Raw genomic sequence first — 19,092 nt, 5'->3', positions numbered from 1 at the left:
CCGGCGGGGGCGCCGCCGTGCCGGGAGACCCGCAGATCAGTGCCTGCGCGGGGTCGTGAGATCGTCAACACCCTTGGGGGGAAGGTGAGTCCAGCGTTCGGGTTGTGTCTGGGATGCGCACGTGACGTGGCGGGACGATAGGGTTAGCCTGCCCGAGCCGGGTGCCCTCGTCAGGGTGGGGAGAGTCATGGATCAGATAGCGATGCACGGCAGGCCGAGAGTGCCCGCCATCAACTGCGGTACAGGCGCGTCCAGCGCCAGGCTGGACCGGCACCTGGCCATACTGGCCGGTCCCGCGGCGCCGCTGCGCGACACGGAGGAGGCGACCGTGCTCATGCGGGAGCTGACCTCCCGCAACACCGCTCACACCACGGCGAACCGGGGCGCACGCGTGTCGCTCTTCGCCCCGCTCCGACGGCTGCGGAGGTCGCTCTTCGGCAACCGGCGCTGAAGGGCACATCCGGCCCCGGCCGGGCCGCCGTCCCACCCACCCGGCGGCCCGGGCGCTCCGCACTACCCGCACCACCCCGTGAGGCCCCGGCTGCCCACGGGCCCGAACCACCGGCTGTCGCCCGCCTCACAGCAGCGCGAACTGCCCGTCGGGTCCCTCTTCACGGTGTTCGAGCACCGAGGCCGGCCTGCGCCGCCCCGCAGGTATCGGCAGCACTCCCGCCGCCCGCAGCTCGGTCGCGGTGACCGTCCGGCCCGGCTCGGACAGCCGCCGCGCCAGCTCCCGGCGGGCGTCGGCGAGTTCGGCGAGCAACGTCAGCACGCTGATCAGTTCCAGCAGTTCCGAGGTGGTGGTCCGGGTCCAGACCGCCGGACGCAGCGCCTCCAGTGACCCCGGCGCACCCGGCTCGGTACGCCGCTCGTACCAGGACTCCAGCACCCGCACCCCGCCCGCGGTCAACTCCCAGGCCCCGGCGGCCACCGGCGAGACCTGGCCCGCGCCGATCCGCAGCGTCTCCTCCTGCGGGTCGTACGCCAGCTCGCCCGGACCCGGCGCCGCGGGCAGCGGCGCCCGCACGTAGGGGCGGCTGCCGCCGGGCAGCCGGGCCCGGTGCGGCTCCCGGCCGCCGGCCGGATCGGCGGACCTGGCGCCACGGGTGTGCAGCCACAGCGTCCTGGCGCCGAGCGCGAGCCCGGCGTGCCAGTCGGCCGGGTCGCGGGGGAGCGGCACCCGGCAGCCGGCCGCCGCCGGACGGGCCGCGGCGGCGATCCAGGCGAGCACATTCTCCGGCGCCACCTCGGCCCCCAGGCCCGCCGACAGCACCTCGGCCAGCCCGGGCGCCAGGTTCGGGTCGAGGCCGCCGGGCCGCCGGAACAGCGGCCGTATCCAGCCCGGCCTGCCCGCCGCCGAGCGCCCGTCGGGCAGCACCGCGGAGAAGGCCACGGCCGGCTCCGGCGACTCCGCCAGATACCCCTGCTCGACGGCGAAGACCTGCCGCTCGTCGGCGACCCGCCACAACTCCGGCCTGGCGACGTCGATCAGCCGGTGGTCGGGGATCAACCACTGCTGGTCGAACGGCCCGTGTCGCACCGGCACCGGCTCCGGGCACGGCCCGTGCTCCCCGGCCAGCGCGGTGGTGGGGGTGCGGTGGCCGGGCAGCTGCGCCACCCGGCTGTGCAGCGTACGGGCCCTGCTGCCGTGCAGCAGCGCGGCCCTGGCCGGCTCGTCGGGCGCGGAGGTGAGCAGCCGCCAACGCGCCCGCAGGCTCGCGGGGTCGGGCGCCATCGGCCAGCCGCGGCCGATCCGCAGCGGGCGCACGGACCACGGCATCACGTCATGCAGCAGGGGCGCGTCGTCGTCGCTCACCGCATGCATGCTACTGACGTCGGTCAGGGCGCCTCCATCGTCACCGTGAACGAGAAGCGGTCGCCCCGGTAGTGGATGCGCACCACGTCGACCGCCCTTCCTGACTCGTCGTAGGTCACCCCCGTGTAGTGCAGGATCGGGCTGAGCAGCGGCACCTGGAGCAGCCTGGCCGTCTCGGGGTCGGCCAGCCGGGCCTCCACGGTGTCGGTGATCCGGCTGATCCGCACCCCGAGCACATCACGCAGCACCTTCGTCATCGGCCAGCGCTCCAGGTCGGCGAGGTCGATCCGGGCGCCGAGATCGGGCCGGACGAAGTTCTCCGCCCAGTTGGCCGGCTCGCCCTGCTCGTCACAGCGCAGCCGCCGGTAGGCCATGGCCTCACCGAGACCGGGGAAGTGCTCGGCGACCTCCGGCGGCAGCGGTGACAGCCCGTGCTGGAGCACGGCGGTGCGCCCGCCGGACTGCTGGGCGACGATCGCGTCGACCGAGCCGAGCAGCTTCACCGGCGCCCCGCGCAGCGCGGTGGGCTCGATGAACGTGCCGCGCCTGCGGTGCCGGCTGATCAGCCCCTCGTCCTCCAGCTCCTTGAGCGCCTGCCGCATGGTGAGCACGCTCACGCCGTAGTGCACGGCGAGCTCGTCCTCGGTGGGCAGCCGCAGCGGCGCCTCGGGGCGGCGGCCCAGTATCGAGGCCCGCAGCGACTGCGACACCTGGTACCACAGCGGCAGCTTGCGGTTCAGCACGAGGGAGTCGGGCGCGAAGGAGGTCACGGCCGGAAGTTTCTCGCAAGTCCCTCCCACACCGCGTCGTAGTCCGGCTGCCGGTGGCCGGCCGACAGCGCGGACCCGGTGGGCACCACCGGCCAGCGGGTCTCGAACATGAACGCGAGCCCGTCGTCCACCTTCTGCGGTATCAGCTCGGCGCCGCTCGCCTTGTCGAAGGTGGCGCGGTCGGGCCCGTGGGCCGACATCATGTTGTGCAGCGAGGCGCCGCCGGGCACGAAGCCCTCCGCCTTGGCGTCGTAGGCGCCGTCGATCAGGCCCATGAACTCCGACATCACGTTGCGGTGGAAGTACGGCGGCCTGAAGGTGTCCTCACCGACCAGCCAGCGCGGCGCGAACACCACGAAGTCGGCGCCCGCCAGACCGGGGGTGTCCGACGGCGAGGTCAGCACCGTGAAGATCGACGGATCCGGGTGGTCGTAGCTGATCGAGCCGAGCACGTTGAAGCGCCGCAGGTCGTACACGTACGGCACATGGCTGCCGTGCCAGGCGACCACGTCCAGCGGCGAGTGGTCGTAGACGGCCGCCCACAGGTTGCCGCCGAACTTGTTGACCACCTCCGTCGGCTCGTCCCGGTCCTCGTAGGCCGCCACCGGGGCGAGGAAGTCCCTGGCGTTGGCGAGGCCGTTGGCGCCGATCGGGCCCAGCTCCGGCAGCTGGAAGGGCTGCCCGTAGTTCTCGCAGACGTAGCCGCGGGCGGTGTCCTCCAGCAGTTCGACCCGGAAGCGGACGCCCCGCGGGATGAGCGCCACATGCCCCGGATCCGCGCGCAGCAGCCCCAGTTCGGTCCGCAGCAGCAGCGCGCCCTGCTGCGGCACGATCAGGAACTCCCCGTCGGCGCACGAGAACACCCGGTTCCGCATCGAGGTGTTGGCCGCGTACCAGTGGATGCCGATGCCCTCGCGGCGCAGCACATCGCCGTTCCCACCGACGGTGGCCAGGCCCTGTACGAAATCCGTCGGCTCCCGCGGCGCGGGCGGCGGGCCCCAGCGCAGCCGGTTGGGATCGGGCTCGACGTCCTGGAAGGGTGCGCTGCGCAGAGCGCCGTTCGCTGTCCGCCGGAAGGGCGGATGCGCCGCGGACGGCCGGATCCGGTAGAGCCAGCTGCGCCGGTTGCGGGCCCGCGGCTCGGTGAACGCGGTGCCGCTGAGCTGCTCCGCGTAGAGCCCCAGCGGCGCACGCTGCGGCGCGTTGCGCCCGACCGGCAGCGCCCCGGGCACGGCCTCACTGCTGTGCTCGTTGCCGAAGCCCGCCGAATACCCGAGCTCCTTCCCGTCCTGCCCGCCACCGGGCCGCTCGCCGCCGGCCCGCCCGTTGCCGTCCGTAGTGCTCATCCGTACTCCCGGTGATCTCGTCCTGATTCCTATGCTGAGCCATAGGAATCAGCACGGCAACCCCCGCCCGGAGCTTGTGGACAACCTCCCTGTGGACAACCCGCCCACGGCGACCCCCACCTGCCCGTACACCGATGTCACACGGCGATTCCTGGTTAAGGTGGACGCGCAGTCCAGGATCGACAGGAGGCGGCCGTGACCACAGCCAGCAGCGGCATCGACGGCGACACGCGGCAGGACGCGCCCCGGCGGCCGGCCGGCCGCCGCACCCAGCAGCAGCGCTCCGACGCCACCGTCGAGGACCTGGTCACCGCCGCCCGCGACCTCTTCGCCGCCGACGGCTACGCCGCCACCTCGCTGGACGCGGTCTGCGAGCGCGCCGGCGTCACCAAGGGCGCGCTCTACCACCACTTCGCGGGCAAGAAGCAGCTGTTCAGCGCCGTGTACATCCGCGAGCAGGAGCGGCTGGCCGAGAAGGTCTCGGCCGCCTACCGCCAGGTCGCCGACGACCCCTGGGAAGCGGTCTTCGAGGGCAGCCGCACCTATCTGGAGGCCTCGCTCGACCCGGAGGTGCAGCGCATCACGCTCTTCGACGCGCCCGGCGCCCTCGGCTACGAGGCCATGCGCGACCTGGGCGTCAACTGCCGCGAACTGACCATGAGCGGTGTCGAGCGGGCGATCAGGAAGGGCGCGATACCGCCGCGCCCGGCGGCCCCGCTGACCGCGATGCTCTACGGCGGCCTCAGCGAGAGCGCCATGGCGATCGTCCGGGCAGAGGACCCGAAAGCCGCGATGGACGAGACCCTGGCCGATCTGCGGATGCTCTTCGACGCCCTCGCCGCCCGGAACTGACCGCCGTGTCAGGGGCCGGCAGCGCCGAGGGCGGGCTGCGCAGGGCCCCGGTGCAGCAGCGCAGCACCGAGCGGCTCGCCCGGATCCTGGACGCCTGCGCGCGGCTGCTCGACGAGGGCGGCTACGAGCGGCTGAGCACCCGCGCCGTCGCCGCCAGGGCGGGCGTGCCCATCGGCTCGGTGTACCGGTTCTTCTCCGACAAGCGGGCGCTGGCCGACGCGCTCGCGCACCGGAACCTGGACGACTTCCTGGCCCGCGTCGAGGTCCGGCTGCGGCAACCGGACGCGGGCACCGACTGGCGCGGCGCGGTGGACATCCTGGTGGACGAGTACACCGCCATGAAGCGCACCGCGCCCGGCTTCGCGCTGCTCGACTTCGGGGTTCCCGGCGAGACCAACGAGGATCTCGCCGACCGGCTGCCCGGCCTGCTCGGCGACCGGCTCACCGTCGACCCCGGCCACCCCCGGCTGCGGCTGGCGATGGTGCTGGCCGTGGAGACCGCCGACGCCGCCCTGCAACTGGCCTTCCGTGCCGACCCGGCGGGCGATCCCCAGGTGATCGCCGAGACGAAGCAGCTCATACGCGCCTACCTCGGCACCGTGCTCGACTGACGCACGGCGCGGGCCAGGGGCCCTGGCCACGAAAAACTAACGACGCTAGTTTGGGCGTCGGACGCAGAGCGGTGACTCCGGAGGGCGGCAGCGTGGAAAGCGACACGAACGGCGTGCACGGCACAACGGGCACGGACACGACAACCGGAACGAGGAGGGGGACGGCGACCACAGAGCCGGCGGGCACGGGCAGCCCCGCGACAGGCGCGGCCCTCGTCCACCCCGGCCGCGACACCCACTACATCGGCGGCCGCTGGCAGGAGTCCACGAGCACCGACCGGATCGGCGTGGTCGACCCGGCGACCGAGCAGGTCATCGGCCGGGTCCCGGCCGGCACCGCGGCCGACATCGACGCCGCCGTTTCCGCCGCCCGGGCCGCGCTGCCCGGCTGGTCGGCCACCGAGCCCGCCCGGCGCGGCGCCGTACTCGCCGCGGCCCGCGACCTGCTCGCCGCCCGCCGCAAGGAGATCGCGGCCACCGTCTCCGCCGAACTCGGCGCGCCGCCGGCCTTCGCCTCCGCCGTGCACGTTGCCCTGCCCACCGCCGTGCTCGGCTCGTTCGCCGAGATCGCCGCGGAGTTCGCGTTCGTGGAGAAGGTCGGCAACTCCACGGTGTACCAGGAGCCGGTCGGTGTCGTCGGCGCCATCACCCCGTGGAACTACCCGCTGCACCAGATCGTCGCCAAGGTCGCGCCGGCGCTGGCCGCCGGCTGCACGGTGGTGCTCAAGCCCGCCGAGAACACCCCGCTGGTCGCCCAGCAGTTCGCCGAGATCCTGGACGAGGCGGGGCTGCCCGCCGGGGTGTTCAACCTCGTCACGGGACTCGGCCCGGTGGCAGGACAGGCGCTGGCGGAGCACCCGGACGTGGACCTTGTCTCGTTCACCGGCTCCACCGACGTCGGCCGGCGGATCGGCGCGGGGGCCGGCGCCGCCGTCAAGCGGGTGGCGCTCGAACTCGGCGGCAAGTCCGCCAACGTGGTGCTGCCGGGCGCCGATCTGGCCAAGGCTGTCAACGTCGGCATCGCCAATGTCTTCGCCAACTCCGGCCAGACGTGCAGCGCCTGGACCCGGATCCTGGTGGACGACGCGCGCTACGACGAGGCCGTGGGCATCGCCGTCGAGGCCGCCGCCAAGTACCGGCCGGGCGACCGGCTCGGCCCGCTGATCAGCGGGCGGCAGCGCGACCGGGTGCGCGGGTACATCAACCGCGGGGTGGAGCAGGGGGCCCGGATCGTCGCGGGCGGCCCCGAGGCGCCCGACGGGATGACGACCGGCTACTACGTACGCCCCACGGTCCTCGCCGACGTGACGCCGGAGATGACCGTCGCCCAGGAGGAGATCTTCGGCCCGGTCGTCGTGCTGATCCGCTACCAGGACGAGGACGACGCGCTGCGGATCGCCAACGGCACGGTGTACGGGCTCGCGGGCGCGGTCTGGGGCGCCGACGAGGAGTCGGCCGTCGCCTTCGCCCGCCGGATGGACACCGGCCAGGTGGACATCAACGGCGGACGGTTCAACCCGCGGGCGCCGTTCGGCGGCTACAAGCAGTCCGGCGTCGGACGCGAGCTCGGCACCCACGGGCTGGCGGAGTACCTCCAGACGAAGTCGCTCCAGTTCTGACCCGGGAGCCGGGGCCCAATCCGGCGCCCGGACGGCCCGCCCGCCAGCCGTCCGGGCACCGCCAACCGCCTTACCCGTCAATCGACTTGCCGACAAACCGCCCGGGAGACACCGTGGTCCGCGCCGCCGTCCTGTCCGCCGTCAACGCCCCGCTGACCGTCGCCGAGATCGACCTGCCGGAGCCCGGTCCCGGCCAGGTGCGGGTACGGCTGGCCGCCGCGGGCGTGTGCCACTCCGACCTGTCGCTCTCCAACGGCACGCTGCGCCAGCCGGTTCCGGCCGTGCTCGGCCACGAGGGCGCCGGCACGGTGGTCTCGGTCGGCGAGGGAGTCGGCCAACTGGCCGCCGGTGACGGGGTGGTGCTCAACTGGGCACCCGCCTGCGGGACATGCCACTTCTGCGGACTCGGCGAACCCTGGCTGTGCGCCAACTCCGGTGCCGCGTCGGCCGTTCCGTACGCCACCCTCGGCGCCGACGGCAGCGCGCTCTACCCGGGCCTGGGCACCGCCGTCTTCGCCGAGGAGACGGTGGTGGCGGCCGGCGCCGTACTGCCGCTGCCGGACGGTGTTCCGCTCACCGACGCGGCCCTGCTGGGCTGCGCGGTGCTGACCGGCTACGGGGCCGTGCACCACTCGGCGCGGCTGCGCGAGGGCGAGTCCGTCGCCGTCTACGGGGTCGGCGGGGTCGGACTCGCGGTGCTCCAGTCCGCCAGGATCGCCGGCGCCGGGCAGATCATCGCGGTCGATGTGGCCCCGGCCAAGGAGGAGTTGGCGCGGGCGGCCGGCGCCACCGACTTCGTCGTCTCCGGCGAGGACACCGCCAAGCAGATCCGCCGGCTGACCGGCGGCATCGGCGTGGACGCCGCCATCGAGTGCGTCGGCCGGGCCGACACCATCCGCACCGCCTGGTCCTCCACCCGTCGCGGCGGCCGCACGACGGTGGTCGGCATCGGCGGCCAGGACCAGCAGGTGACCTTCTCCGCGCTCGAACTCTTCTACTTCGGCCGCACGTTGGCCGGTTGCGTCTACGGCAACTGCGACCCGGCGGAGGATCTGCCGATCCTCGCCGAGCACGTCAGGCAGGGCCGGCTCGACCTGTCGGGCATGGTGACCGACCGGATCGGGCTCGACGGCATCCCGGCCGCCTTCGAGGCGATGACGGCAGGCCGCGGCGGCCGGGCGCTGGTCGTCTTCTGAGCGGCGGGGCGACGGGTTCGCGAGGCCGGCAGGTGGCGGGTCAGCGCGGCTCGTCCACCATCGCCAGCCACTTCCGGTGCACCCCGTCGAACGGCCCGCTGCGGGCCGCCACCGCCTCCATCAGCCAACCGGCCGACTCCCGCGCCGCGTTGACCACGTCGGCGGGGTAGCGGTACAGCACCTGGTGCTCGTCGAACTCGTCCTCGTCCACCAGGATCGGGCCGTAGCCGTCCCGCCGCAGCAGCACGTCCAGGTCCAGGTCGACCATGGTGACCTCGGCCGGTGAGAGCCAGTTCGGCGGGGTGGTGATGTCGCAGTAGACCTCGGTGCGGCGCGGGGCGGCGTTGAACGTGGCGGTCCACCAGGCGGCGGGCGGGAAGAGGATGACGTGCGCCTCGGGGAGCGTCATCGCGGGGTTGTGGCCCTTGCGGGTCACACCCTCCGGGGGCAGCCCGAGCCACACCCCGTGCTCGTCCTCGCCGAGCCGCCGCATGCACAGGTTCCAGTGCAGGGAGCCGTCGTATTTGCGGTAGTTGACCTGTACGAGATCTTGAGCCGGCATGCCCGCCATCCTGTCAGCCGTTCGCACCGGCCGCCGAGGGAATTCCGTTGCCGCCGGCGGCCGGCGGATACTGCAGCGCCAGACCGTCCACCAGGGCCCGCAGCCCGGTCTCGAAGGCGCCGTCGTCCACCTGCCGCCGGTGCTTGACCAGCAGGTGGGCCTGGCCGAGGTGCGGGTAGTCGGCCGGATCGTAGGCCGCCGCGTCGCCGACGAAGCCGCCGGCGAAGGAGCCGAGCGCGGAGCCGGTCACGAAGTACCGCATCAGCGCGCCGACATGGGTCGCCTGGGCCGGCGGCCAGCCCGCCTCGACCATGCCGCCGAACACCGCGTCGGCCATCCGCAGCCCGGCCGGCCGCAGCCCGGGCCCGGTGGCCAGGAACGGCACGATGTGCGGGTGGTCGGTCAGCGCCGCGCGGTAGGACCGGCCCCAGTCGAGTAGCGCCTGCCGCCAGTCCAGGCCGGCGCCGAACATCGACAGGTCGACCTGGGCGACGACGGTGTCGGCCGCCGCGTCGAGGATCGCCTCCTTGGTGGCGAAGTGGTTGTAGAGCGACGGTCCGCTCACCCCGAGCTCCGCCGCGAGCCGCCGGGTGGACAGCGCGTCCAGCCCCTCGGCGTCGATCAGGGCGAGTGCCGCGCTGACGATGCGGTCGCGGCTGAGCAGGGGCTTGCGGGGTCGGGCCATGCGGCACATAGTAGAGGCCGCCGCTCAAAAACTAGCGGTGGTAGTTTCGAGTGGCGAGACGGCGGGTGTGCGCAGTGGATCTGGAGCTGTCCGAGGAGCAGGCCGCGGTCAAGGCGCTGGCCAGGGACTTCACCGAGCGCGAGATCGTGCCGAACGCGGTGGCCTGGGACCGGGCGGAGAGCGTGGACCGGGCGATCGTGAAGAAGCTCGGCGCGCTGGGCTTCCTCGGCCTGACCGTCGGCGAGGAGTACGGCGGCTCGGGCGGCGACCACCTGGCGTACTGCCTGGTGACCGAGGAGCTGGGCCGCGGCGACTCCGCCGTGCGCGGCATCGTCTCGGTCTCCCTCGGGCTTGTCGGCAAGTCGATCGCGCACTGGGGGAGCGCGGAGCAGAAGCGCGGCTGGCTGCCGCGGCTGACCGCGGGCGACGCGGTCGGCTGCTTCGGCCTGACCGAGCCGGGAACCGGCTCCGACGCGGCCAACCTGACCACCCGGGCGGTCCGCGACGGCGACGGTTATCTGATCACCGGCAGCAAGATGTTCATCACCAACGGCACCTGGGCCGATGTCGTGCTGCTCTTCGCCCGCACCGGCGGCCCCGGCCACCGCGGCGTCAGCGCCTTCCTGGTGCCGGCCGACAGCCCGGGGCTGACCCGCCGGGAGATCCACGGCAAGCTCGGGCTGCGCGGCCAGGCCACCGCCGAGCTGGTGCTCGACGAGGTCAGGGTGCCCGCGTCCGCGATGCTCGGCCCGGAGGGCAAGGGCTTCTCGGTGGCGATGTCGGCGCTGGCCAAGGGCCGGATGTCGGTCGCGGCCGGCTGCGTGGGCATCGCGCAGGCGTGCCTGGAGGCGGCCGTGGCCTACGCGGGGCAGCGCGAGCAGTTCGGCGCGCCGATCGCCGGCCGCCAGCTCGTACAGGAACTGCTCGCCGACATCGCGGTGGACGTGGACGCGGCCCGGCTGCTCACCTGGCGGGTGGCCGACCACATCGACCGCGGGCTGCCGTTCGCCACCGAGTCCTCGGTCGCCAAGCTCTACGCGAGCGAGGCCGCGGTGCGCTGCGCCAACCAGGCGCTCCAGGTCTTCGGCGGCTACGGCTACATCGACGAGTACCCGGCGGGCAAGCTGCTGCGCGACGCCCGGGTCATGACGCTCTACGAGGGCACCAGCCAGATACACAAGCTGCTGATCGGACGAGCACTGACCGGCGTCTCGGCGTTCTGACCCCCGCCGGCCCCGCGCTCCGGGGCCGCCCCCGCCACGTACCTCGCACCTCGGGCCCGCCCCGTACCTCGCGCCCCGGGCCCGGCCGGTCACCCGATCGCCCGTCCTCTAAGCGCTTGCTCACCCAGCGGGTAAGCTGGCCCCCTGGCAACCCGCCAGGTGGGAGGAGCGTGCGATGAGTACCGAGGCGGCAACCGGCGAGGCATGGGCCGACGTGGCCCCCGACGCCGCCCGGCGGCTGGTGCTCGCCGCGGTCGAGGCGTTCGCCGAGCGCGGGTACCACGCGACCACCACCCGGGACATCGCCGGCCGGGCCGGTATGAGCCCCGCCGCGCTCTACATCCACTACAAGACCAAGGAAGAGCTGCTCTACCAGATCAGCAAGGTCGGCCACCTGCGCTCGCTGGCGCTGCTCTCCGAGGCCAGGGACGCCGACGCGCCCGCCACCGAGCGGCTGGCCGCCGCGGTCAGGGTCTTCGTCCGCTGGCACGCCGAGCACCACACCACGGGCCGGGTCGTGCAGTACGAGCTGGGGGCGCTGGCCGAGGAGCACTACGCCGAGATCGTCGGCCTGCGGCGGCAGTCAGAGGACGCCATCAAGTCGATCATCAAGGACGGTGTGACGGCGGGCGAGTTCGACGTGCCCGACGTCTCCGGCACCACGCTGGCGGTGCTGTCGCTGTGCATCGACGTGGCCCGCTGGTTCAACCCGCAGGGCCGCAGGACGCCCGACGAGGTCGGCGCGCTCTACGCCGACCTCGTGCAGCGGATGGTCCGGCACGCCGCCTGAGCCGTCGGGGTACGGGGGACAGGGCCGGTACCCGTAGCCGCGGCCCTACAGGTAGAAGCGGGCCACCGTCTCCGCCACGCACACCGGCTTCTCGCCGCCCTCCCGCTCGATCGTGACCCGGGTGACCAGTTGCACGCCGCCGCCCACCTCGGTCAGCTCGGCGACCACGGCGGTGGCGCGCAGCCGCGAGCCGACCGGCACCGGCGCGGGGAAGCGCACCTTGTTCACGCCGTAGTTCACGCCCATCGTGATGCCCTCGACCCGGAAGAGCTGCGGGGTCAGCGACGGGATCAGCGACAGCGTGAGGAACCCGTGCGCGATCGTGCCGCCGAACGGCCCTTGCGCCGCCCGCTCCGGATCGACGTGGATCCACTGGTGGTCCCCGGTAGCCTCGGCGAACTCGTCGATCCGCTTCTGGTCGATCTCCAGCCAGTCCGTCCAGCCGAGCTGCTCGCCGACCGCGGCGCGCAGCTCGTCCGGCGAAGCGAAGATGCGGGGCTGCTGGGACATGGTGTCGGCCTCCTGGCGGCTTGACTTGGCGGACCGCGGTCGTACGGCGCCGGGCGCGATCCCACGGTGACGAGGGCCGTCGTACGGCGCCGGGCGCGATCGTACGGTGACGCGCCCGCCGGTTTCCAAGCGCTTGCTCAGCATGCTTCCGCCCGCCCCGGCTGTCAACGTGCCACCACGGCTGAAGGCCCACCTCAGGAGCGGCGCCCTACGCCCACACCTCCGGCCGCCGGTGCGCCCACGGCCTGGCCCGCTCCAGCTGGCCGGCCAGCGACACCAGCGTGCCGTCCTCCCCGTACCGGCCGCCGAGCATCACGCCGATCGGCAGCCCCGCCTCCGTCCAGTGCAGCGGCACGCTGACCGCCGGCAGCCCGGTCGCGTTGTACAGCGGGGTGTACGGCGTGAAGTGCGCCAGCCCCTCGAACTCCGCCGCCGGGTTCTCGTCGTCGCGCAGGCCGCCGACCGGCGCCGGCGGCTTGGCGAGCGTCGGGGTCAGGATCACGTCGTACGTGGACAGCAGCGCGTCCGCGACCAGCTGGCCGAGCGCCCGGAAGCCGTACAGCGCGGAGGCGAAGGCCGGCCCGCTCACCCCGGCGCCGATCGAGCGCAGCCGGCGGGTCAGCGGCATCAGCCGCTCCTCGTCCTGCGGCGCGACCGGGTAGACCGTGGCCATCACCGCCCACGCCGTCTCGAACGCCGTCTTCACCGACTTGTCGACCGGCAGCTCCAGTTCGTCCACCTCGTGCCCGAGGTCGCGCAGCAGCGCGGCGGCGGCGTCGTGCGCGGCCCGGCAGTCGGCGTGCAGCTCGACGCCGGGCACCGGCGGCTCGGGCAGCGACACCACCCGCAGCCGGCCCGGGTCGCGGCCGGCGTAGGAGGCGAAGGTCTCGCCGGGCGGCAGCGAGGGGGCGCCGTACGGGGCGCCCGGCATCGGCCCGGCCAGGATGTCGAGCAGCGTCGCAGCGTCCGCGACCGTGCGGGCGATCGGCCCCGAGGTGCTCAGCCCGCTCACGTCGTGCTGCACCGGGCCGGCGCTGACCCGGCCGCGGCTCGGCTTGATCCCGAACAGGCCGCACACCGAGGACGGGATGCGGATCGAGCCGCCGCCGTCGCTGCCCTGCGCGATCGGCGCCAGGCCGCCGGCGACCGCGGCCGCCGCACCGCCGCTCGATCCGCCGGCCGAGAGGGTGAGGTCCCAGGGGGTGCGGGCGGGCGGCGCGAGCCGGTTCTCGGTGTAGCAGGGCAGGCCGAACTCCGGGGTGTTGGTCTTGCCGAGCAGGATCGTGCCGGCGTCCCGCAGCCGGGTGACCACGTGGTCGTCGGTGTCGGGGACGTGCTCGGCGTAGGCGGCGCTGCCCAGGGTGCAGCGCACGCCCGCCACGAAGTTGAGGTCCTTGACCGGCACCGGCACCCCGAACAGGGCCGGCAGCCCGCGGTCCTCGCGCCGCGCGGCCAGCGCGGTGGCCTCCGCGTCCGCGGCCTGCTTGCGGGCGATCTCCGGGGTCCGGGTGATGAACGCGCCGAGTGCCGCGTCCAGCCGCTCCATCCGCGCGAGGTAGTGCTCGGTCAGTTCGACCGGTGAGAGCGATCCGGCGCGGATCGCCGCCGCCTGCTCCACCGCCGTCAGATCGTGCAGCTCGCCCATGGCCGTCAGTCCCTTCGCCGAAGTGCCGTCGCCTCGGCGCGATCCTCGCACTACCGGCCGGTAGCGGCCAGACCGCCTCCGGCGCGGGCCCGGTGGGTCGGGTGCCCGTTACCTCGTGGCTTGTCGCGCGGTTCCCCGCGCCCCTTCGGGGCTCGGGCGCGGGTGATCAGCGGAGGAATCGAGTGGCGGTCCGTTCGGCGGTCCGGCAGCATGCCGGGGGAACCGGTTCCGCTGTCGACACTCCCCGAGGAAACGAATGAGCCTGCGCCACCACGAGATCGCCGAAGCCGGCCACCGCATCCTCAATCCGATGACCGAGGACAAGCTGATGCTGCTCGGCGAGATCTGCCGGCTCCAGGAGGGGCAGCGACAGCTCGATCTGGCCTGCGGCAAGGGGGAGATGCTGACCCGGTGGGCGCAGCGGTGGGGGACCGGCGGGGTCGGGGTGGACGTCAGCGCGGTGTTCCTGGACGCCGCCCGGGAGCGGGCCGCCGAACTGGGCGTGGCCGATCGCGTGCGGTTCGAGCGCGGCGACGCCGGGGCGTACGAGGCGGAGGCGGCCGGCTACGACGTGGTGTCGTGCATCGGCGCGACCTGGATCGGCGACGGACTGGCCGGCACGATCGAACTGCTGCGGCCCGCGATGCGCCCCGGCGGCCTGATGCTGATCGGCGAGCCGTACTGGAACGAGCCCGCCCCCGAGGGGGCGCTCGAAGCGCTCGGCGCCGGGCCCGACGACTTCACCTCGCTGGTCGGCACCCTTGACCGCTTCGAGGCGGCCGGCATGGACCTGGTCGAGATGGTGCTCGCGGACGGCGACAGCTGGGACCGCTACGCCGCCGAGCAGTGGTTCGCGATCTCCGACTGGCTGCGCTCGGTGCCCGCCGACCACAAGGACGCCGCCGACATGCGGGAGTTCCTCTCCCACGGCCGCCGCGCCCACCTGGAGTTCCTCCGTCACCAGCTCGGCTGGGGCGTGTTCGTGCTGCGCGCGGCCGGCTGAGCGAACCTCGGCCGGGATCCGCCGGTTGGGAAAAACGTGACGCATGTTCATCTTCCGGGGCCGACGTACCGGCGGTAACCTCCGCCCACCGGTACCCGGAAGGAGCAGACATGCCGCTACGGACCCCACGACGGATCGGCACCAGCACAACGCACAGAAGCGCGATCTGGAGAACCGCGACCGCCGCCGCCCTGCTGGCGCTCGGAGCCACCCTGATCACCCCGCTGACGACCGCGGCGCAGGCCGCGACCCAGAGCAACGACTACTGCGCGGGGCAGTGCGCGGACATCCTGCCGCCGGGCGAGAACGGCAACGCCACCCTTGCCGACATCCTGGCGAACAAGGCGCTCGGCACCCGCCCCGCGCACACCTCCGACCAGCTCGGCCCCTACGCCGACCTGGCTGACAACTACCAGGGCCTGACCGACTCCACGATCACCGACTTCTTCAACGACGCCTCCTTCGGGGTGCCGGCGAACCAGATCGCGTCGGTGATCAGCCCGCGCTCGGACGTGACGATCACCCGGGACAAGAAGACCGGCGTGCCGCACATCAAGGGCAGCACCCGGCAGGGCACCGAGTTCGGCGCGGGCTACGCCGCCGCGCAGGACCGGCTGTGGCTGATGGACCTGTTCCGGCACGTCGGCCGCGGCGAGCTGTCGTCCTTCGCCGGCGGTGCCGCCGCCAACCGCGGCCTGGAGCAGGAGTTCTGGAAGCAGGCGCCCTACACCGAGGCCGATCTCCAGGCGCAGGTCGACCAGTTGGCCAACCACAGCGGCCCCCGCGGGCAGCAGGCGCTGGCCGACGCGCAGTCGTACGTGGACGGCATCAACTCGTACATCACCGCGTCCAAGAACGGCCGCTACTTCCCCGGCGAGTACGTGCTCACCGGCCATGTGAACGCCATCACCAACGCGGGCACCATCGACCCGTTCCAGCTCACCGACCTGATCGCGCTCGCCTCCGTGGTCGGCGCGCTGTTCGGCACCGGCGGCGGTGGGGAGGTGCAGTCGGCGCTGTCGCTGGCGGCGGCCCAGCAGAAGTACGGCGTCCAGCAGGGCACCCAGGTCTGGGAGTCCTTCCGCGAGCGCGACGACCCCGAGGCCACCGCCACCGTGCACGACGGCACCAGCTTCCCGTACGCGGGCAAGCCCGCCAGCCCGCAGGGCGAGGCGCTGCCCGACCCGGGCTCGGTCGTACCCGAACCGCTGGTCTACGACGCCACCGGCGGCGCGACCCAGGCCGCCACCAAGAGCCCGGGCATGCTGCCGGCCAACCTGTTCTCCGACCCGCGCAAGGGCATGTCCAACGCCCTCGTGGTCAGCGGCGCGCACACCGCGAGCGGCCACCCGGTCGCCGTGTTCGGCCCGCAGACCGGCTACTTCGCCCCGCAGCTGCTGATGCTCCAGGAGCTGCAGGGGCCCGGCATCAGCGCCCGCGGCGCGTCCTTCGCCGGCCTCGGGATGTACATCGAGCTCGGCCGCGGCCAGGACTACGCCTGGAGTGCCACCTCCGCGTCGCAGGACGTCACCGACACCTACGCCGTCGAGCTGTGCCAGGACGACACGCACTACCTCTTCCACGGCAGTTGCGTGCCGATGGAGAAGCTGGAGCGGGTCAACTCCTGGAAGCCCACCCTGGCCGACAGCACCGCCGCCGGCTCCTACCGGATGCAGGTGTGGCGCACCGCCTACGGCCCCGTCGAGTACCGGGCCACCGTCGGCGGCAAGCGCGTCGCCTATACGGAGCTGCGCAGTTCGTACCGGCACGAGGCCGACTCGATCATCGGCTTCCAGATGCTCAACGACCCCGGGGTCGTGCATGACGCCGCGTCCTTCCAGACGGCCGCGCAGAACATCAACTACACCTTCAACTGGTTCTACGCCGACTCCCGGCAGACCGCCTACTACAACAGCGGCACAAACCCCGTACGGGCGGCGGGCGTTGACGCCTCCTTCCCGGTGTGGGCGCAGTCGGCCTACGACTGGCAGGGCTGGGACCCGGCCACCAACACCGCCTCCTACACACCACCCGCGCAGCATCCGCAGTCCGTCGACCAGGACTACTACATCAGCTGGAACAACAAGCAGGCGCCCGGCTACACCTCGGCCGGCTTCGGCAACGGCTCGGTGCACCGCGCCGACCTGCTGAACGACCGGGTGAAGGCGCTGGTGCAGGCCGGCGGCGTCACCCGCTCCGCGCTCGCCAAGGCGATGGACGACGCGGCGCTCACCGACCTGCGGGGCGAGGACGTGCTGCCCGACCTGCTCCAGGTGATCGGCAACGGAGCCGTCGCCGATCCCCAGGAGGCCGCCGCCGTACAGCAGTTGCGCACCTGGAGCGCCGACGGCAGCAAGCGGCACGAGACGTCACCGGGCTCGCACACCTACGCCGACGCCGACGCGGTGCGGGTGATGGACGCGTGGTGGCCGCTGCTGATCCAGGGCGAGTTCGAGGGCGGGCTCGGCAGCGACCTCTACACCGCGCTCACCGCGAACCTGACGGTGGACGAGTCGCCGTCGGCCGGCCACGGACCGACCGGCTCGCACGCCGGAAGCTCGTTCCAGTACGGCTGGTGGTCCTACGCGGACAAGGACCTGCGGCGGGTGCTCGGCCAGTCCGTGCAGGGGCCGCTGGCCCAGACGTACTGCGGCGGCGGGCAGTTGGCCGCCTGCCGCGACATGCTGCTGTCCACGCTGAAGCAGGCCGCGGCCACCCCGGCGACCACGGTCTACCCCGGTGACGACGGCGGCTGCTCGGCCGGCGACCAGTGGTGCGCGGACTCGATCGTGCAGCGCCCGCTCGGCGGCGTGACCGACGACCGGATCAGCTGGCAGAACCGCCCGACCTACCAGCAGGTGGTGGAGTTCCCGGCCCACCGCTGAACGGTCCCGCAGGGAGAACGGCGGGTACGGCGTCCAAGGGAGCGCGGCCACGGCAAGGCCGCTCGACCGGACGCCGTCCCGCCGCACGCCGGCCGCGGGCCGGGTCCTCAGCCGGGGATCCGGCCCGCGGCCCGCAGCACCAACCGGGCCAGCTCCGCATGGCAGATGTCGCTGTGCGCGCCCGACGGCGGCCCGCCCGAGCACACCACCGCCGACGCGTCCACGCTCACCGGCCCGGACGCGGGCAGCGGCCCGGCCAGCGCGTCGGCGAGCATGAGCGCCCGCGCGCCCGGCAGTTGCTGGAAGCCGTCATGGCCGAGCGCGCCCCAGCGATCGCCGAGGCCGAGCAGCGACCTGTCCTCGCCGGCGAGCCGGGACGCCACCGGATAGAGCACGCCGAGCGCCTCGTCATGGCTGGAGTGGCAGGCCACCAGCGGCCCCTTCACCCGCTGCAACGCCGCGTGCAGCGCGCCGCCGCCGGAGTCGAACGGCAGCGGGCCGCTGAACGCGTAGTGCGAGAAGGCGCCTTGCAGCAGTGTCACCGAGGCGACACCGGGCGCGTCCTGACCGGCGGCGCCGGCCGCGTCCTCGCCGAGGCCGAGCAGTGCGAAGGACACCAGCCGGGCGCCGAAGCTGTGCCCGATCAGATGGATCCGCACCCCGGGCGCGCGCTGCGCCAACTGCCCCAGCAGCGGCCCGAGTCCGAGCTGCCCGACGGTGCCCGCGCGGGCCCGCATCGTGTAGTACGTGGCCTGCCGCAGCAATTCGCGCGCGCCGTCCCAGACCCGTTTGCCGAGTCCGCCGAGCAGCGCCTGGCCGTCGTCGGCCGGGGCGACCGGGCAGCCGGCCTGTTCGAGCGCGTCGGCCAGCGCCTGGCAGGCGGCGGCCGGGTCCCCGGTCAGCAGCGCCGGAGCGCCGCCGGTGCCCGGCAGGTCCTGGGCGAAGCGCGCGGTGGCCGGGTCGGCGGGGCCGCCGGTGAGGGTGCGCACAGCGGCCGCGAACTCGTCCAGCGCCCCGGCGTCCGCCGGCTGCTGCGCGAGCAGTTCGGCCAGCCGGCCGATGACCGGCTCCCGGCCGGGGAAGACCCGGGCGAGCGCCGCCCGTGCCTCAGGGCCGAGGAATGCGGAGATGGGGTCCTGCCCGGTGGGCGCGGCCACCGACTGGTGCGGGAAGTCCGGGATCGGCTCGTCCGAGAACCGCATCGACGGCCAGTGCACCCCGACGTACCCGAACCGCGCGGCGGGCACGGCCGGCGCGGCGGCCAGCAGGCCGGGGAAGGGCGCGAAGAACCGGTCGTAGAGCGTGCTCGCGGTGGACACGTCGTTGTTCCAGCCGTGCGAGAACACCGCCAGGTCGGTGCTGCCGGCCGCCACCACCCCGGACAGCAGCGCGTCCCGCTGCGCCGGATCGGGATCGCCCTGCGCGTCGACGGTCAGGTCCCAGAAGGGCCGCACACTTGTCACCCGCACGGTCACGGCCATGGTTGCCCCCCGGCGTCCGTCCGCTCTGTCCGCTCTGTGAGTTCTGCCCGCATCATCCCGAGCCGGGCCGCCGCCGTCCATCCCTCGGACGGGTGAGT

17 protein-coding genes are annotated in these 19,092 nt (G+C 73.5%); 9 read left to right on the top strand and 8 right to left on the bottom strand.

The genetic code is table 11. The features are described from left to right. The first annotated feature begins 187 nt into the window (after positions 1 to 187). Positions 188 to 451 carry a hypothetical protein gene (locus ACQPW6_RS06475; RefSeq protein ID WP_433888571.1) on the top strand — a complete coding sequence of 88 codons (264 nt, stop codon included), beginning with the start codon at positions 188 to 190 and terminating at the stop codon, positions 449 to 451. Between the two features lie 126 nt (positions 452 to 577). Here the strand turns inward: ACQPW6_RS06475 and ACQPW6_RS06470 are convergent, their stop codons facing one another. From ACQPW6_RS06470 to hmgA, 3 genes are read right to left on the bottom strand one after another with little or no spacing between them, the layout of a single operon-like run. Beyond that, positions 578 to 1,825 (bottom strand): type ISP restriction/modification enzyme, encoded by a 1,248-nt coding sequence (locus tag ACQPW6_RS06470; protein ID WP_433888570.1) that lies wholly within the window; start codon positions 1,823 to 1,825, stop codon positions 578 to 580. Between the two features lie 14 nt (positions 1,826 to 1,839). Further along, positions 1,840 to 2,586 (bottom strand): GntR family transcriptional regulator, encoded by a 747-nt coding sequence (locus ACQPW6_RS06465; RefSeq protein WP_433888569.1) that lies wholly within the window; start codon positions 2,584 to 2,586, stop codon positions 1,840 to 1,842. Continuing rightward, positions 2,583 to 3,932, bottom strand: coding sequence for a homogentisate 1,2-dioxygenase (hmgA, locus tag ACQPW6_RS06460; protein ID WP_433888568.1), 1,350 nt, complete (start codon positions 3,930 to 3,932; stop codon positions 2,583 to 2,585). The genes ACQPW6_RS06465 and hmgA overlap by 4 nt, the downstream gene beginning before the upstream one ends. A gap of 195 nt (positions 3,933 to 4,127) precedes the next feature. On the opposite strand from hmgA, the gene ACQPW6_RS06455 reads away from it, so the two are divergent. The 4 genes from ACQPW6_RS06455 (at position 4,128) to ACQPW6_RS06440 (ending at position 8,210) form a co-directional block, all read left to right on the top strand. After that, positions 4,128 to 4,784 (top strand): TetR/AcrR family transcriptional regulator, encoded by a 657-nt coding sequence (locus tag ACQPW6_RS06455; RefSeq protein WP_433888567.1) that lies wholly within the window; start codon positions 4,128 to 4,130, stop codon positions 4,782 to 4,784. Positions 4,785 to 4,789: 5 nt separating this feature from the next. Then, entirely contained in the window at positions 4,790 to 5,395 is a 606-nt protein-coding gene (locus ACQPW6_RS06450) for a TetR/AcrR family transcriptional regulator (protein WP_433888566.1), read from the top strand. Positions 5,396 to 5,637: 242 nt separating this feature from the next. Continuing rightward, positions 5,638 to 7,014 (top strand): aldehyde dehydrogenase family protein, encoded by a 1,377-nt coding sequence (locus ACQPW6_RS06445; RefSeq protein WP_433894442.1) that lies wholly within the window; start codon positions 5,638 to 5,640, stop codon positions 7,012 to 7,014. A gap of 113 nt (positions 7,015 to 7,127) precedes the next feature. Further along, complete coding sequence (locus ACQPW6_RS06440; RefSeq protein ID WP_433888565.1) at positions 7,128 to 8,210, top strand: zinc-binding dehydrogenase; 1,083 nt, start codon at positions 7,128 to 7,130, stop codon at positions 8,208 to 8,210. 40 nt (positions 8,211 to 8,250) lie between these two features. Here the strand turns inward: ACQPW6_RS06440 and ACQPW6_RS06435 are convergent, their stop codons facing one another. Beyond that, complete coding sequence (locus tag ACQPW6_RS06435) at positions 8,251 to 8,772, bottom strand: DUF402 domain-containing protein (protein ID WP_433888564.1); 522 nt, start codon at positions 8,770 to 8,772, stop codon at positions 8,251 to 8,253. A 13-nt stretch (positions 8,773 to 8,785) separates the two neighbouring features. Then, a complete protein-coding gene (locus ACQPW6_RS06430; protein ID WP_433888563.1) occupies positions 8,786 to 9,457 on the bottom strand; it encodes a TetR/AcrR family transcriptional regulator in 672 nt (223 codons plus the stop codon). A 74-nt stretch (positions 9,458 to 9,531) separates the two neighbouring features. On the opposite strand from ACQPW6_RS06430, the gene ACQPW6_RS06425 reads away from it, so the two are divergent. Both ACQPW6_RS06425 and ACQPW6_RS06420 read left to right on the top strand, forming a co-directional pair. After that, the gene (locus ACQPW6_RS06425) at positions 9,532 to 10,680 is read left to right on the top strand and encodes an acyl-CoA dehydrogenase family protein (RefSeq protein WP_433888562.1); all 1,149 of its coding nucleotides are present in this window, start codon (positions 9,532 to 9,534) and stop codon (positions 10,678 to 10,680) included. A 175-nt stretch (positions 10,681 to 10,855) separates the two neighbouring features. Further along, a complete protein-coding gene (locus tag ACQPW6_RS06420) occupies positions 10,856 to 11,470 on the top strand; it encodes a TetR family transcriptional regulator (protein WP_433888561.1) in 615 nt (204 codons plus the stop codon). A gap of 45 nt (positions 11,471 to 11,515) precedes the next feature. On the opposite strand, the gene ACQPW6_RS06415 is transcribed toward ACQPW6_RS06420, so the two are convergent. Next, positions 11,516 to 11,980 carry a MaoC family dehydratase gene (locus ACQPW6_RS06415; protein ID WP_433888560.1) on the bottom strand — a complete coding sequence of 155 codons (465 nt, stop codon included), beginning with the start codon at positions 11,978 to 11,980 and terminating at the stop codon, positions 11,516 to 11,518. A gap of 208 nt (positions 11,981 to 12,188) precedes the next feature. Further along, positions 12,189 to 13,625: an amidase gene (locus ACQPW6_RS06410; protein ID WP_433888559.1), complete on the bottom strand. Its 1,437-nt coding sequence runs from the start codon at positions 13,623 to 13,625 to the stop codon at positions 12,189 to 12,191. A 256-nt stretch (positions 13,626 to 13,881) separates the two neighbouring features. On the opposite strand from ACQPW6_RS06410, the gene ACQPW6_RS06405 reads away from it, so the two are divergent. Both ACQPW6_RS06405 and ACQPW6_RS06400 read left to right on the top strand, forming a co-directional pair. Beyond that, a complete protein-coding gene (locus tag ACQPW6_RS06405; protein ID WP_433888558.1) occupies positions 13,882 to 14,628 on the top strand; it encodes an SAM-dependent methyltransferase in 747 nt (248 codons plus the stop codon). Positions 14,629 to 14,738: 110 nt separating this feature from the next. After that, entirely contained in the window at positions 14,739 to 17,513 is a 2,775-nt protein-coding gene (locus ACQPW6_RS06400) for a penicillin acylase family protein (RefSeq protein WP_433888557.1), read from the top strand. A gap of 107 nt (positions 17,514 to 17,620) precedes the next feature. Here ACQPW6_RS06400 and ACQPW6_RS06395 read toward each other — a convergent pair whose 3' ends face one another. After that, the gene (locus tag ACQPW6_RS06395) at positions 17,621 to 18,994 is read right to left on the bottom strand and encodes a serine-threonine protein kinase (protein ID WP_433888556.1); all 1,374 of its coding nucleotides are present in this window, start codon (positions 18,992 to 18,994) and stop codon (positions 17,621 to 17,623) included. Between the last annotated feature and the right edge of the window lie 98 nt (positions 18,995 to 19,092).

Origin of the sequence: Streptomyces sp. CA-111067, from assembly GCF_050956065.1 — a bacterium.
GTDB lineage: Bacteria > Actinomycetota > Actinomycetes > Streptomycetales > Streptomycetaceae > Actinacidiphila.
This window is presented reverse-complemented; position numbering and strand designations above follow the sequence as displayed.

What these genes read in the sequence shown, in the direction of transcription:
- ACQPW6_RS06405 (WP_433888558.1), top strand. Translation starts at nt 13,882, where the DNA reads ATGAGCCTGCGCCACCACGAGATCGCCGAAGCCGGCCACCGCATCCTC.
- ACQPW6_RS06410 (WP_433888559.1), bottom strand. Translation starts at nt 13,625, where the DNA reads ATGGGCGAGCTGCACGATCTGACGGCGGTGGAGCAGGCGGCGGCGATC.
- ACQPW6_RS06395 (WP_433888556.1), bottom strand. Translation starts at nt 18,994, where the DNA reads ATGGCCGTGACCGTGCGGGTGACAAGTGTGCGGCCCTTCTGGGACCTG.
- ACQPW6_RS06400 (WP_433888557.1), top strand. Translation starts at nt 14,739, where the DNA reads ATGCCGCTACGGACCCCACGACGGATCGGCACCAGCACAACGCACAGA.
- ACQPW6_RS06435 (WP_433888564.1), bottom strand. Translation starts at nt 8,772, where the DNA reads ATGCCGGCTCAAGATCTCGTACAGGTCAACTACCGCAAATACGACGGC.
- ACQPW6_RS06475 (WP_433888571.1), top strand. Translation starts at nt 188, where the DNA reads ATGGATCAGATAGCGATGCACGGCAGGCCGAGAGTGCCCGCCATCAAC.
- ACQPW6_RS06430 (WP_433888563.1), bottom strand. Translation starts at nt 9,457, where the DNA reads ATGGCCCGACCCCGCAAGCCCCTGCTCAGCCGCGACCGCATCGTCAGC.
- ACQPW6_RS06415 (WP_433888560.1), bottom strand. Translation starts at nt 11,980, where the DNA reads ATGTCCCAGCAGCCCCGCATCTTCGCTTCGCCGGACGAGCTGCGCGCC.
- ACQPW6_RS06420 (WP_433888561.1), top strand. Translation starts at nt 10,856, where the DNA reads ATGAGTACCGAGGCGGCAACCGGCGAGGCATGGGCCGACGTGGCCCCC.
- ACQPW6_RS06470 (WP_433888570.1), bottom strand. Translation starts at nt 1,825, where the DNA reads ATGCATGCGGTGAGCGACGACGACGCGCCCCTGCTGCATGACGTGATG.
- hmgA (WP_433888568.1), bottom strand. Translation starts at nt 3,932, where the DNA reads ATGAGCACTACGGACGGCAACGGGCGGGCCGGCGGCGAGCGGCCCGGT.